Genomic DNA, 13,612 nt, shown 5'->3' with positions numbered 1-13,612 from the left:
TTAGCGCTCCAGCGTTTGCGCTAAAATGCGCTCCACTAAGTCATTAAATTGTAAACCTGCAACTTTTGCTGCCATAGGAACCAGACTTTTCTCTGTCATTCCCGGTACCGTATTGGCCTCTAACAAAAACCACTCGCCCGCATTATTACGCATTACATCAATACGTCCCCAGCCGCTGCCGCCAATGGCCGCGAAAGCGCGTTCAGCCAACGCGCGTAAACTGGCTTCGTCGCCATCACTTAGCCCTGCCGGGCAGTGATATTGGGTATCATTTGCCTGATACTTGGCCTCAAAGTCGTAAAACTCATGTGGCGTTTGCAGCCGAATAACCGGCAATGCCTTACCTTCCAATATGCCAATGGTGTATTCCGCACCTTCAACCCACTGTTCGACCAAAAGGTCGTCATCGAACTGTGCTGCGTGCTGCAACGCTAATGCCAGGCTTCGTCCGTTGTCGGCAATGCTCATACCGATAGAAGAGCCTTCGCGTGCTGGTTTTACAATGACCCGACCTCCGAGCTCCCGCAGCATAGCTTCCGCGTTCACCTGCTCTATTTCAGTTTGTATCACCACTCGCCAATTGGCTGTGGGTAGACCCAGTGAATGCCAAATTTGCTTACAGCGCACTTTATCCATACCCAGTGCACAGCCCAGAACATCACTGCCGGTGTAAGGCATTTCCATTATTTGCAGGGCCCCCTGCATACTGCCATCTTCACCGCCACGCCCGTGCAAAGCGATAAACACCCGATCAAACTTCTGCTCCACAAGCTCCTGTAAGCTATGAGCTGCCGGGTCAAATGCGTGAGCATCAATGCCTTTCGCCACCAGGCCTTTTAATACGGCCATTCCGGATTTTAAAGAAACGTCACGCTCAGCCGAAGTACCGCCCAGCATAACCGCCACTTTACCAAAGGCATTAGCTTTCATTGCTCAACACCTCCGTTGCAATTCGCTTGGCCAATGCACCAATATTCCCCGCGCCCTGAGTTAACAGCAAGTCTCCGGGAGCCAACACCGACTCAAGCACTTCGGGCATATCATCCACGGTTGCCACATAAACCGGGTCTATCTGCCCGCGCTGACGTATCGAACGACATAATGAGCGGCTGTCAGCACCACTTACCGGCGCTTCTCCGGCACTGTAAACTTCCAGCATCAGCAATACGTCAACCTGCGACAGCACGTTAACGAAGTCTTCGTATAAGTCCCGTGTACGTGAGTAACGGTGAGGTTGAAATGCCATTACCAGACGGCGTTCCGGCCAGCCTTCCCGCGCGGCCTGAATAGTGGCAGCAACTTCTGAAGGGTGGTGGCCATAATCATCGACCAGCATGACTTCACCCGACTCTTTGTTCGAGTCTTTATCTGAGATGGCAAAGTCGCCGTAATGCTGAAAACGACGGCCGATACCTTCAAATTTGTTCAATGCTGATTTAATGGCTTCGTCGTTAATCCCTTCATCTGTTGCCACAGCTACTGCAGCTAAAGCATTCAATACATTATGCTTGCCCGGCAGGTTCAGGCACACATCAAGTGGTTTCAGCCCTTTGCGTAAAATGGTAAAGCAGCTCTCACTGGCGGTCTGCTTATAATTTATTGCCCGTACATCAGCAGCTTCGCTGAAACCGTAAGTCATTGTCTGCCGCCCGAGTCGCGGAATTAAATCGGCTACGACCGGGTCATCGACACACATAACCGCTAAACCGTAAAACGGCAGGTTATGCAAAAATTCAACATAGGTGTCCAGCAGCTTATTGAAATCACCTTCGTAGGTGTCCATATGGTCCGCTTCGATATTAGTGACTATGGCAACCATTGGCTGCAAATGCAGAAAAGATGCATCGCTCTCATCGGCTTCCGCAATGAGGTACTTACTGTTACCTAAGCGAGCATTCGAGCCGGCACTATTGAGCAAGCCACCTATAACAAAAGTTGGATCGCGATCCGCTTCGGCAAAAATACTCGCAACCAATGACGTGGTTGTGGTTTTACCGTGCGTACCGGCTACCGCAATACCGTGACGGAAGCGCATAAGCTCGGCCAGCATCTCTGCGCGGCGTACCACCGGCACCCGCAACTGGTGTGCTGCAACCAGCTCAGCGTTATCCGTTTTTATCGCACTGGATACCACAACCACACTGGCACCTTCGATATTGTTCGCCATATGCCCCAGAACCACCGTCGCTCCAAGGCTACGCAAACGATCAGTATTGGCATTCTCGGCAATATCTGAACCCGAAATTTGATAGCCCTGGTTTAACAGAACTTCTGCAATACCGGCCATACCCGCACCACCGATACCAACGAAATGTATTCGCTGTACCCGGCGCATTTCCGGGACGTTCACAATAGTAAATGGCTGTGCGTTGGTTGCGGTCATGCTAGTCATCGCTCTGTTTATATTCCATACATTCATTCACCAGTCGTTGCGTTGCCTCTGGCATCGCACACTGGCGAGCGAAACGCGCCATTGTCCACAGTTGTTGTCTGTCATGCAATAAACGTTTTAACTGTTGTTTCAATGCGCCTTCCATTACTTCAGTTTGCGGCAATAAAACTGCCGCACCATGGCTTTCTAAAACCTTTGCATTAGCGGTTTGGTGGTCATCCACAGCGTGTGGCAGTGGCACCAGAATGGACGCTACGCCCATTACCGCCAACTCCGATACGGTTAACGCGCCAGCACGGCAAATAACTAAGTCTGCATTTTTAAAAGCGTCGCCCATATCTTCAATAAATTCGGTAACTTTAAGCGTTTTAAGCACCGACGTTCCCTGATAAGCCTTTTCAGTTGCCGCCTCACGCTGAGCACCACATTGGTGCACCACGTTCAGTTCGACACCTTCTAATGTTTTGACGGCTTCCGGCACGGCTTCGTTCAATACCTGCGCACCTAAACTTCCGCCAACCACCAATATATTCAAGGCTCCGTCTGTATTTGATTTTTCTGTCTGTTCAGCCGCTTGTGCCAATAACCCCTTACGCAGTGGATTACCAACAACCGGGTACTGTTGCCATTGCGGGAGCGCAACCGGCAACCCCAGCATAACTTTGCTTGCTCTGGGAGCTAACAGTCTTGTCGTCATGCCTGGTATGGCATTTTGTTCGTGCACCACTAAGGGGATACCGAGTAGTTTTGCCGCTAACCCCATTGGCGCGCAGACATAACCACCAAAGGTTGCCACTACCTGTGGCTGCAGCGTCTTCAGTAAACGCCGACACTGTAAAACCGCTTTCGCCAAAGTGAATGGCATAAGCAGCTTTCTTTTCAGCCCGTGACCGCGAACTCCGGTCATACTAATGCTGTGTAAAGGGAAATTAGCTGCCGGAATCACCCGGCTTTCTAAACGACCTTCCTGCGTACCCAGCCAGTCAACTTGCCAGCCGTTGTCGCGCAGCTGCTCTGCCACTGCTAACGCCGGAAAAATATGACCACCAGTGCCTGCTGCTGCTATTAAGACTTTATTCATTCGGCACCTCCACGTGGTGCCACTTTACGACCCAGCATCCGGCGTTCATGGTCTATGCGTAACAACAGTCCAACGGCCAGAGCCGAGATAATCAGGCTGTTACCACCATAGCTTACCAGCGGCAACGTCAATCCCTTGGTTGGTAGCGCTCCGGACGCAACACCGATATTCACAAAGGCCTGGATACTAAACCAAATACCAATACCGTAAGCCAGATAACCGCCGTAACGCTGTTCCTGCATTAAGCAGCGGCGGCCAATAATTAAAGCTCGCCATACCAACATTAATACGGTGGCAATAACTGCCAGCACGCCAAGAAAACCCAGTTCCTCAGCGACAACGGCCATAATAAAGTCCGTGTGAGCTTCCGGCAGATACTGTAATTTTTGAATGCTATTACCCAAACCGGCACCACTGAACTGCCCCTGACCGAAAGCAATCAGTGACTGCATTAACTGGTAGCCGGCACCGAACGGGTCTTTCTCCGGCTCCAGGAAAGTTAGCAACCGTTGCATCCGGTAAGGTTCAACGATGATCAGTAAAATTAAAGCCAGTACGCAGGTAATGAATACCGCAAAAAACTGCCACAGCCTCGCGCCAGCTAAAAACAGCATGGCCACGGTTGTTGCCGACAATACAACCACGGTTCCGAAGTCCGGTTGCATTAGTAACAGCACTGCGGCGATAAACAATAGCGCCAGAGGTTTTATAAAGCCTTTAGTCGCTTCCCTGACCTCGTCTTCCCGACGGGACAAATAACTGGCCATATAAATACAGAAAAACAGCTTAGCGACTTCTGCCGCCTGAAAAGTAATTGGTCCCACTTTTATCCAGCGTTGCGAACCGTTAACTTCGTGTCCGATAACCAAAACCATCAGCAGCATAATTAACCCAAGCAACAGCAACTTGCCACTTTGCTGATTCCAGCTATTGCTGGGTACCCGTAAAGTCGCCAACATAACAGCTAAGCTAATAACAATATAAATGCCGTGGCGAATAGCAAAATGGAACGGATTACCTGTTAACCGCTCTGCTGTAGGTAACGATGCGGAGGTGACCATAACAAAGCCAAATGCCAGCAACGCCATTGCCAGGGTAAACAGCATACGGTCGTATAGCGGCTGACTGGTTTTAGGTTGAAACCAGTTAATCAGTTTCTGCCAGCGACTATCGGCGGCGGTAGCCGGTATCTCAAGATTTAGCTGTTCTTCACGCACTGTCGACATAAAGCGCCTCCACTGCATGACGGAAACTGTCGCCCCTATGCTCAAAATTCTTGAATTGATCAAAGCTCGCGCACGCAGGCGATAACAACACCATGTCGCCGGTTTGCACTAAAGACGCCGCCAGTTCCACTGCGTGCTGTAAACTTTTCACCTGTCGTGAGCCGTTAAATAACTGACCAATGCGCGGCCCGTCTTCACCTATGGTTAATAGAATATCGACCCGTTCCAAAGTCGGTTGCAGCTCACGGAAGTCTGCTCCTTTACCAACACCGCCAGCTATTAGCAATAAACGTCCATTTATCATTGGTCTCAGGCCTTCAACCGCGGCGGCAGTAGCACCAATATTTGTCGCTTTTGAGTCGTTAACCCAGAGCACACCGTTGTTGTCACTGACTAATTCACAGCGATGCGGCAGGCCTTTAAACTCTTTTACCGCACGAACCGCGGCTTCAATATCAATATCTATTGCCTGACACAAAGCCAGAGCTGCCTGCACATTCACCAGATTATGGATGCCCTGCAGCTGCAATTGATCTGCCCGCAGTACGACACTGCCATCGAAAGTCACGGCAACCGGTCCACTAACACGGTCGATATTTCCAGACAGCAAGCCAAAGTGTTTGGGGTGCGAATCATTACCAAAGGTCATTAATTTTCCGGTGACGGGGTGTGGCCAGGTATCCTGCTGCTGACGGTTCAGTATCCAGGTTTTTGCATGAGTGAAAATGCGTTGCTTGGCTTTTACATATTCATCCAGAGTGCAGTAACGATCCATATGGTCGGCGCTAATATTCATAAGCGCCGCGGCCTTAAGTTTTAAGCTGGAAATTGACTCCAGTTGAAAACTGGAAAGCTCCAGTATTACAGCATCGGGCTGTTGCTCTTGCAGCAGCAACTCGAGTACTGGTACGCCGATATTACCCGCAGCAGCCACACTCTTGCCGCATTGCTCTGCAACAAACTCCACCATGCGAGTTACTGTCGATTTTCCATTAGAACCGGTTACCGCCACTATCGGCAATTTTGATTCCTGCGCAAACAGCTCGACGTCACCAACAATCGGAATATCTGCATCACGCGCCAGAGCTATCGGGTCTTCACGTAAATCGATTCCCGGACTGGTAATAATTAAGTCCGCCGCTAAGGTGTCTTCTAATTCCCAATGCCGGTTAAGCAGTTCTGCATCGCCCAGTATTTGTTTTGCTTCTTCCAGACCCGGAGGGTTTTCACGCGAATCGAAAACCTGAATTTGCACCTCGGCGAGCTTCTTATCCTGCTGCCGTTTATTTTGTAAATAGCGCAGCACAGACACCCCGGTCTTTCCAAGACCAAGGACAACAATGTGTTTTGTGTTCTGCCAGGCTATTTTAGTCATTATTTTTTAACGCAACTTCAAAGTTGCGAGTCCTATCAGTACAAAAATTAGCGACAATATCCAGAAGCGAACAATTACCCGCGGCTCTGGCCACCCTTTTAGTTCGTAATGGTGATGAATAGGCGCCATGCGGAAAATGCGCTTGCCCCGCAACTTATAGGAGCCCACTTGCAGCATCACCGAGACCGTTTCCATGACAAACACGCCGCCCATAATAAACAGCACCAGTTCCTGCCGGACCAATATCGCGATAATGCCAAGCGCAGCTCCCAGCGCCAACGAGCCCACGTCGCCCATAAAGACAAGCGCAGGATAGGTATTGAACCAGAGAAACCCGAGACCCGCTCCGACAATAGCGGTGCACACCACCAACAATTCAGCGGTCAGTGGCAAATAAGGAATTTGCAGATATTCAGCAAAGTTCACATTGCCGGACACGTAGGCGAAAATACCCAGTGCAGCAGCCACCATAATGGTTGGCATAATGGCCAGACCGTCCAGACCATCGGTTAAGTTGACGGCATTACTGGTACCGACAATGACAAAATAGGCCATGAGCATATAAAGCATGCCCAACTGCGGCATAACGTCTTTAAAGAATGGAACGAGAAGAGCGGTTTCAGCGCCCTGAGTACTGCTCCAGTAAAGGTAAACGGCAGCCACACTGGCAATAACCGACTGCCAGAAATACTTCCATTTAGCGATTAACCCCTTCGGATCTTTGCGTACAACTTTGCGATAATCATCGACGAAGCCAACAATACCAAAGCCGGTAATAACCAGTAACACCACCCAGACATAACGGTTATCTAAGTCGGCCCACAATAGTGAGGAACCCAGAACCGCAGCCAGTATCAATACACCGCCCATAGTCGGCGTACCACTTTTTACTAAATGACTTTCCGGGCCATCGTCCCGTACCGTTTGCCCTATCTGTAAACGCTGCAAACGGCGAATTAATGTTGGTCCTAACCACAACGACAAAACCAGTGCGGTCAAAACACTGAGTATTGCCCGCAAGGTTAAGTAGGAAAACACGTTAAACGCGCTTTCAAACTGGGTTAGGTACTCCGCCAACCAAACTAACATGCGTGCTTATCCTCTATGCTGTCACTGACCGTGACAGCCTGCTGTATTGCTGCAACAACGCGCTCCATATGTGCGGAGCGTGAGCCTTTAACCAGCACTGTGACAGGTTGCTTGCCTGTCTGTTCTGTAAGTCTTTGTAAAACAGATTCAACCAGCGACTGTAAGCTACCGAAGTGCTTGCCTCCGTGGCCGTTAAAGACCTCGCTGGCACTTTGACTGAGTACGCCAAGGCTGTATAAGTTATCAATACCGGTGCCTATGGCGTGTTCGCCAATGTCCTCGTGGTAAGCGCGCGCGTCGGCACCTAACTCGCCCATATCGCCCAATACAAAAATGCGATACCCCTGATAACTTCCCAGTAAGTCCAGAGCCGCTTTGGTCGAAGCCACACTGGCGTTGTAGGTGTCATCAATAATACGTAAGTGATCACTCACTTTTATAGTTGTCAAACGCCCTTGAGCTGGCTCAACCGTTTGCAGCCCCGTAACAATGTCATCCAGCGATATGCCCAGCTCACTTGCTGCAGCGGCTGCTGAAAGCGCATTAAGCACGTTGTGACGACCACTTAACTTCAGTTCAATATGTTTCGTTTCACCGCCCAAATGCAGAGTAAAGGCAGGTTGTCCGTCACTGTTCAATACCACGTCAGTTGCATAAACATCAGCGTTGTCGGTTAAACCAAAGCTCTTCCACTTCATGTCTGCGCAGGCGCGTTGCCAGCAAGGATAAAACTCGGAATCGCGCGGAGTAATGGCCGTTCCCTGGCTACCCACTCCACGGAAAATTTCAGTTTTAGCACGGGCAACCCCGTGTAAACTTCCGAAACCTTCAACATGCGCTGCACTTACATTATTCAATATGGCGACATCAGGCTTGACTAAATCGGTGGTGTAAGCAATTTCGCCCGGATGATTCGCACCCAACTCCACGACAGCGTATTTATGATTTTCCTCTAACCTTAATAAAGTCAGCGGAACGCCAATATCATTATTAAAGTTCCCCTGAGTGGCCAGCACCGGATGTTGAATCGATAAAATGCCCGCCAGCATTTCTTTCACTGTGGTTTTACCGTTACTGCCGGTAACCGCTACCGTTTTCGGTCCTATCTTCGCTTTAATTGCCGCTCCTAAGCGACCCAGCGCATGGCGACTATTCTCAACAATAATTTGACGGCACTCGCTGTTTTGTTGTTTTTCGCAGATAACTGCAGCAGCGCCTTTAGCCAGCGCCTGCTCGACAAAGTCGTGAGCATCAAAGTTTCTGCCTTTCAAGGCAATAAAGAGCGCGTCTTTTAAATCTGCCCTTGTGTCTGTAGACACCTTGTCAATTGTACAATCAGAGCCAATCAGGCGGCCTTCCACCTGCTCCGCAATCCATTTCAGTGATACTGAGATCATGCGCAGTCTCCTTGCAGCCATTCGCTGACTACCGCTCGTTCGTTATAGTCAATGCGTTGAGTACCAATAACCTGATAGTCTTCATGCCCTTTACCAGCTAGCAATACAACGTCATCTTTTCCGGCTTCCTGCATTGCGCGTATAACCGCCTCGCGGCGACCCGGCCAAACCTTAACCTGAGTTTTATCCGCAATGCCGGTCAGAATATCTTCAATAATTTGTTCCGCAGGCTCTGTTCTCGGGTTGTCATCGGTAACTACAACAACGTCTGCGTAATCTGCCGCGACTTTACCCATTTGCGGACGCTTACCGCGGTCACGGTCGCCGCCGCAGCCAAACACACACCACAAACGGCCTTTGCAGTGCAGCCGCAACGCGCTCAGTACCTGATGCAAAGCGTCCGGTGTATGCGCGTAGTCAACCACCACCAGCGGTGACTGGTTATTATGAAAGGCTTCCATCCGTCCGGGAACGGGCTGCAAACTGCCACAGGCTTTGCCGATATCCGCAAGAGGCTTATTCAGTTTCAGCAACACAGCAACCGCGCAGAGTAAGTTGTAAACATTGAAGCGCCCCAGTAATGGCGTTTCAACGACGCAGGATTCCCCCTGCCAGTTTAAGCTGAACACCGAGCCCTGCTCATGGAACTGAACGCCAGTCGCCTGCAGGCAGGGTTCGTTGGGGCTGGCATTAAGACTTACCCATAAATCGGCTAAATCATCCTGCTGCCACTGGCTTAACGTATCATCGTCGGCGTTAACCACTCGATTTTGCACCCCAAAATCGGCAAATAGCCGTTGTTTTGCGGCGACATAATTTTCCATGGTGCCGTGATAGTCGAGATGATCCCGGCTGATATTGGTAATGACTGCGCCGGCAAAGTGTAAAGCTTCAACACGACGCTGTATCAGTGCGTGTGACGACACCTCCATAGCAACCAGTTCTGCACCTTCAGCTAATAGCGTGGCCAGACGTTGCTGGACGGTAACGGCATCTGGTGTGGTATGACGCTCCGGTAATAAACGACCAATAAGGCCGCTGCCAGTTGTACCAATAACTGCCGCTTCCATACCCAGAACTTTTGCCAGCTGCGCCATAATGTGAGTAACTGACGTTTTGCCATTGGTTCCGGTCACACCAACCAGCTTCATTTTTTCTGATGGATGGCCGAAAAAATTACCAGCGATACGAGAAAGGTGCTCACGAACGCCACTAAAACCGATAACGACTACGCCCCGGCGGTGTTCAACCGCCATTCCCGGGGCTTCTGCAATAATGGCTACTGCACCAGCATCAATAGCCGCATCAATATAAGCCCGGCCGTCAGTCTCGTAGCCTGGAATAGCGACAAAAACATCGCCATTAGCAACTTGCCGACTATCCAGCTTTATACCGCTAACGGTAACATCAGGAATGGAGAATGACGCTGGCAGCATAGTCAGCAACTCGGTAAGTTTCATCATTTATCACCCCCAAAGCCCGCAGCGTGCACCTGAGTGTCATCTACGTTGTCTGGCGGTATATTCAGTAAGCGCATGGTTTGCGATACAATTTTTGAAAACACTGGAGCCGCGGCCGTGCCGCCATAATAGTCGTCGGTACCCGGTTCGTTTATGGTCACAACCACAACCACTTTGGGGTCACTAACCGGAGCTATTCCGGCAAAGAGTGCTACGTATTCGTCACCATAACCGCCTGTTGCTTTGGTTTTTCGGGTTGTCCCCGTTTTACCTGCAATACGGTAGCCCGGAACCTGCGCCGCTTTAGCAGTACCATCACGCACCACCGTTTCCATCATATGCATAACCGCCCGGGTATTGTCCGGATTAAACACTTGCTCTGCCGGTAACGGTGATTCCTGTCGGAAAATCGTCAGCGGCCGTTTTTTTCCACCATTAGCGATAATGCTATAGGCATTAGCCAGTTGCAGCGTTGTTGCCGACAAACCATAGCCATAAGCAAGGGTTGCTGTTTCAAAATCTGACCAGCGTCTTCTGTCACCCAGTATGCCGATGCTCTCACCCAATAAGGCGACACCTGTATCATTACCAAAGCCTGCGTCTGCATAGGTTTGCAATAAAGAGTCAATACCTAAATCCAGTGCGATTTTTGTGACGCCCACGTTCGAAGAATGTTCCAGCACCTCAGCCAGTGACAGCTCGCCATAATTTCGTGGGTCACTAACCCGGCGTCCGCCAATTCTGAGCCAGCCCGGACTGGTGTCAATGGTATCGCCGGCTTTATGACGTCCGTTCTCAAGCGCACTCAGAACGACCAGCGGCTTCATTGTAGAGCCAGGTTCATAGCTGTCGGTTACCGCCCGGTTACGCATTCGGAAAGACTGCAGCTCGGAACGGTTGTTAGGGTTGAAAGACGGGCTATTGACCATAGCCAGCACTTCACCGGTTTCGACATTCAGTACTACCGCTGAACCCGAAGTTGCCTGATTGTAGCGCACGGCTTTTTTTAATTCGGTATAAGCGGTTGCCTGAACACGTTGGTCGATACTCAGTGTCAGCTGTTTTGGTTGTTGTGCATCTGTCTGGCTAATTTCTTCAACAACCCGTCCTTCTGCGTCCTTGCGATAAACTCGTTTACCCGGCGTACCGGTTAAATGTTCGTCGTACAGAAGCTCCAGGCCTTCCTGCCCGGCACCGTCAATGTCTGTTAAACCGATTAAGTGAGAGCTGATCTCACCGGTAGGATAATAACGGCGTGACTCTGTTTTTAAATACACACCGGGAATTTTCAACTGCTTCACATAATCGGCTTCTGATGGCGTCACTTTGCGTTGCAGATAAACAAAACGTTTTGACGGGTCGTCCACTTTACTGACCAGTTCGTTACGGTTCATGCGAAAAGTTTCAGCCAGTGCCTGCCAGCGACGTTCGTCAGCTAAAGCCTCGCGTTCGGCAATACGTTTGGGATCGGCCCATACGGTTTCTACCGGCACGCTAACCGCCAGTTCTCTTCCGTTACGGTCAACAATAGTGCCTCGCTGAACCGCAACACTGGATGCCCTTAAACTGCGCATATCGCCTTGCAGTGAAAAAGCATCGGGGCTTATCACCTGGATATAAGCTGCGCGTGCAATTAACACAGAAAATACACCGAACAGTAAGAATACTGCGGTGTAAAAACGCCAACGAGTACCGGCTGGCTCTGTGCGTTTATTGCGACGATTCACTGCCATGAAACCAACACCTCCTGCTCTGGCTCAACGTCCCGCATGCCCAGTTGTTCCTGCGCAATACGTTCAACCCGGCTGTGTTCAGTCAGTGCGTTTTGCTCCACCACAAGATGCCGCCACTCTCTATCCAGAGTATCCCGGTGCGATAATAAATCATCACGTTCACCGGTTAGCTGGCGGTTCAGATGGGCGGTGTAGACAATGCTTAACGCGTTGCCGATAACCACCACACTCAGGAGCAAAACCCACTTATGCTGCAACAAATCCTGCAACAACATTTTCATTAGGCTGGGATAGCGTTGCTTAGTCATTGCGAACCCTCCTTGCTATGCGCAACACAGAGCTGCGCGAACGAGGATTAACCTGCACTTCCGCTTTACCCGGCTTAATCGCTTTACCAACTTTCTCCAGCGCTTTATCTTTATTGCGCTCGGCTTCAGTTACCGGCAAGCCAGGAGGTAACTGCTTTCCTTCGCTATGCTTACGAATAAAACGTTTTACTAAACGGTCTTCCAGACTGTGGAAACTAATAACCACCAGTCGACCATCTTCTTTCAGACCAGACAAAGAAGCGTCCAGCGCCTGTTCTATTTGTTCCAGTTCCCGGTTAATGTGAATGCGGATAGCCTGAAAGGTTCGTGTGGCTGGGTGTTTATGCTTTTCTTTTACCGGACTCACACGGGCAATCATTTCCGCCAGTTCTTTGGTGCGGGTAAATGGTTTTTTCTCGCGATCCATCACAATAGCGCTGGCAATACGGCGGGCAAAACGCTCTTCTCCGTATTCTCTCAGAACCCAGCTAATATCATCCTTTTCTGCGCGATTAAGCCATTCGGCTGCGGTTTCACCACTGGTGGTGTTCATCCGCATATCCAAAGGTCCGTCCCGCATAAAGCTAAAGCCACGCTCAGCGTCATCTAATTGTGGGGAAGATACGCCAAGGTCAAATAGAATCCCAGTCACTTGCTGGTTCAACTGCAGATCGTCAAGCACCTGTTGCAGGTTTGAGAAAGGGGTGTGGATAATTTGAAAACGGGGGTCATCAGCAAAAGCTGCAGCCGCAGCAATAGCTTCAGGGTCCTGATCCAGGGCAATAACGCGGGCGTCGTCACCTAACTGGTTGAGCAGCGCACGCGTGTGTCCACCACGACCAAATGTGGCGTCAATGTATGTGCCTTTCGGATCAGTCGCTAATGCTTCTATCGACTCTTCCAGTAGCACCGAAACGTGTTGCGGTGACGTTGTAATCATTATAATGAAAAGTCTTCTAGTCGTTCGTTGAGAGTAAAGTCACCTTCGCGTTCAACATCCATGTCCTGCGCCACTTGTTCGTGCCAGGCGTCTTCATTCCAAACTTCAAATTTATTCAGCTGCCCGACAAGCATCAGTTTTTTCTCTAAACCGGCGTGTTGTCTCAACGGAGCTGACAGGAGCAAACGACCGTTTTTATCCATTTCACAGTCGTCAGCGTGGCCTAAAAGAAGTCGCTGTAGGCGACGTTCTGCAGGGTTCATACTGGATAATCGAGTAAGCTTTTGCTCAATGATTTGCCACTCGGGGAGCGGGTACAGCAACAGGCACGGTTGCTTAATATCAATCGTGCAGACCATTTTGCCTTCACAGTCTAATGACAACGCATGACGATATTTAGCCGGTATGGCTAACCGCCCTTTGCTATCCAGACTTAATGTTGTTGCACCTCGGAACATGATCCCACCTGATCATTGCGATCCACTATTATCCACAAATCCCCACAATGTTACAGTCTAGGTGTCTCTCTTTCCCACTGTCAAGAAAAAACCTCTCTATTTGTCAGGCCTTGACGGTAAATTTTCATTAAGCGGTTGATGCAACGCGTAAAA

12 protein-coding genes are annotated in these 13,612 nt (G+C 50.1%); all 12 read right to left on the bottom strand.

Annotation, left to right across the window (positions count from 1 at the left end):
- The 12 genes from ACN0TF_RS09575 to mraZ are packed head-to-tail and all read right to left on the bottom strand — an operon-like array spanning position 1 to position 13,459.
- Positions 1-930 (bottom strand): D-alanine--D-alanine ligase, encoded by a 930-nt coding sequence (locus ACN0TF_RS09575; protein WP_417441733.1) that lies wholly within the window; start codon positions 928-930, stop codon positions 1-3.
- Positions 920-2,392 carry a UDP-N-acetylmuramate--L-alanine ligase gene (gene murC / locus ACN0TF_RS09570; protein WP_417441732.1) on the bottom strand — a complete coding sequence of 491 codons (1,473 nt, stop codon included), beginning with the start codon at positions 2,390-2,392 and terminating at the stop codon, positions 920-922. The genes ACN0TF_RS09575 and murC overlap by 11 nt, the downstream gene beginning before the upstream one ends.
- Positions 2,385-3,473, bottom strand: coding sequence for an undecaprenyldiphospho-muramoylpentapeptide beta-N-acetylglucosaminyltransferase (gene murG / locus ACN0TF_RS09565; protein WP_417441731.1), 1,089 nt, complete (start codon positions 3,471-3,473; stop codon positions 2,385-2,387). The genes murC and murG overlap by 8 nt, the downstream gene beginning before the upstream one ends.
- Positions 3,470-4,699 (bottom strand): putative lipid II flippase FtsW, encoded by a 1,230-nt coding sequence (gene ftsW / locus ACN0TF_RS09560; protein ID WP_417441730.1) that lies wholly within the window; start codon positions 4,697-4,699, stop codon positions 3,470-3,472. Before ftsW ends, murG begins: the two co-directional genes overlap by 4 nt.
- Positions 4,683-6,074 carry a UDP-N-acetylmuramoyl-L-alanine--D-glutamate ligase gene (gene murD / locus ACN0TF_RS09555; protein WP_417441729.1) on the bottom strand — a complete coding sequence of 464 codons (1,392 nt, stop codon included), beginning with the start codon at positions 6,072-6,074 and terminating at the stop codon, positions 4,683-4,685. Before murD ends, ftsW begins: the two co-directional genes overlap by 17 nt.
- 6 nt (positions 6,075-6,080) lie before the next feature.
- Positions 6,081-7,163 carry a phospho-N-acetylmuramoyl-pentapeptide-transferase gene (gene mraY, locus ACN0TF_RS09550; RefSeq protein ID WP_417441728.1) on the bottom strand — a complete coding sequence of 361 codons (1,083 nt, stop codon included), beginning with the start codon at positions 7,161-7,163 and terminating at the stop codon, positions 6,081-6,083.
- Complete coding sequence (locus tag ACN0TF_RS09545; protein WP_417441727.1) at positions 7,157-8,560, bottom strand: UDP-N-acetylmuramoyl-tripeptide--D-alanyl-D-alanine ligase; 1,404 nt, start codon at positions 8,558-8,560, stop codon at positions 7,157-7,159. The genes mraY and ACN0TF_RS09545 overlap by 7 nt, the downstream gene beginning before the upstream one ends.
- Positions 8,557-10,023 carry a UDP-N-acetylmuramoyl-L-alanyl-D-glutamate--2,6-diaminopimelate ligase gene (gene murE, locus ACN0TF_RS09540; RefSeq protein ID WP_417441726.1) on the bottom strand — a complete coding sequence of 489 codons (1,467 nt, stop codon included), beginning with the start codon at positions 10,021-10,023 and terminating at the stop codon, positions 8,557-8,559. Before murE ends, ACN0TF_RS09545 begins: the two co-directional genes overlap by 4 nt.
- On the bottom strand, positions 10,020-11,753 hold the full coding sequence (locus tag ACN0TF_RS09535) for a peptidoglycan D,D-transpeptidase FtsI family protein (RefSeq protein ID WP_417441725.1): 1,734 nt from the start codon (positions 11,751-11,753) through the stop codon (positions 10,020-10,022). The genes murE and ACN0TF_RS09535 overlap by 4 nt, the downstream gene beginning before the upstream one ends.
- Positions 11,744-12,061, bottom strand: coding sequence for a cell division protein FtsL (ftsL, locus tag ACN0TF_RS09530; RefSeq protein ID WP_417441724.1), 318 nt, complete (start codon positions 12,059-12,061; stop codon positions 11,744-11,746). Before ftsL ends, ACN0TF_RS09535 begins: the two co-directional genes overlap by 10 nt.
- Complete coding sequence (gene rsmH / locus ACN0TF_RS09525) at positions 12,054-13,001, bottom strand: 16S rRNA (cytosine(1402)-N(4))-methyltransferase RsmH (RefSeq protein WP_417441723.1); 948 nt, start codon at positions 12,999-13,001, stop codon at positions 12,054-12,056. The genes ftsL and rsmH overlap by 8 nt, the downstream gene beginning before the upstream one ends.
- The gene (gene mraZ, locus ACN0TF_RS09520) at positions 13,001-13,459 is read right to left on the bottom strand and encodes a division/cell wall cluster transcriptional repressor MraZ (protein WP_011233688.1); all 459 of its coding nucleotides are present in this window, start codon (positions 13,457-13,459) and stop codon (positions 13,001-13,003) included. The genes rsmH and mraZ overlap by 1 nt, the downstream gene beginning before the upstream one ends.
- Positions 13,460-13,612: the final 153 nt, after the last annotated feature.

This window comes from Idiomarina sp. (assembly GCF_048265525.1).
Taxonomy (GTDB): Bacteria; Pseudomonadota; Gammaproteobacteria; order Enterobacterales; family Alteromonadaceae; genus Idiomarina.
This window is presented reverse-complemented; position numbering and strand designations above follow the sequence as displayed.

What these genes read in the sequence shown, in the direction of transcription:
- ACN0TF_RS09575 (WP_417441733.1), bottom strand. Translation starts at nt 930, where the DNA reads ATGAAAGCTAATGCCTTTGGTAAAGTGGCGGTTATGCTGGGCGGTACT.
- murC (WP_417441732.1), bottom strand. Translation starts at nt 2,392, where the DNA reads ATGACTAGCATGACCGCAACCAACGCACAGCCATTTACTATTGTGAAC.
- murG (WP_417441731.1), bottom strand. Translation starts at nt 3,473, where the DNA reads ATGAATAAAGTCTTAATAGCAGCAGCAGGCACTGGTGGTCATATTTTT.
- ftsW (WP_417441730.1), bottom strand. Translation starts at nt 4,699, where the DNA reads ATGTCGACAGTGCGTGAAGAACAGCTAAATCTTGAGATACCGGCTACC.
- murD (WP_417441729.1), bottom strand. Translation starts at nt 6,074, where the DNA reads ATGACTAAAATAGCCTGGCAGAACACAAAACACATTGTTGTCCTTGGT.
- mraY (WP_417441728.1), bottom strand. Translation starts at nt 7,163, where the DNA reads ATGTTAGTTTGGTTGGCGGAGTACCTAACCCAGTTTGAAAGCGCGTTT.
- ACN0TF_RS09545 (WP_417441727.1), bottom strand. Translation starts at nt 8,560, where the DNA reads ATGATCTCAGTATCACTGAAATGGATTGCGGAGCAGGTGGAAGGCCGC.
- murE (WP_417441726.1), bottom strand. Translation starts at nt 10,023, where the DNA reads ATGATGAAACTTACCGAGTTGCTGACTATGCTGCCAGCGTCATTCTCC.
- ACN0TF_RS09535 (WP_417441725.1), bottom strand. Translation starts at nt 11,753, where the DNA reads ATGGCAGTGAATCGTCGCAATAAACGCACAGAGCCAGCCGGTACTCGT.
- ftsL (WP_417441724.1), bottom strand. Translation starts at nt 12,061, where the DNA reads ATGACTAAGCAACGCTATCCCAGCCTAATGAAAATGTTGTTGCAGGAT.
- rsmH (WP_417441723.1), bottom strand. Translation starts at nt 13,001, where the DNA reads ATGATTACAACGTCACCGCAACACGTTTCGGTGCTACTGGAAGAGTCG.
- mraZ (WP_011233688.1), bottom strand. Translation starts at nt 13,459, where the DNA reads ATGTTCCGAGGTGCAACAACATTAAGTCTGGATAGCAAAGGGCGGTTA.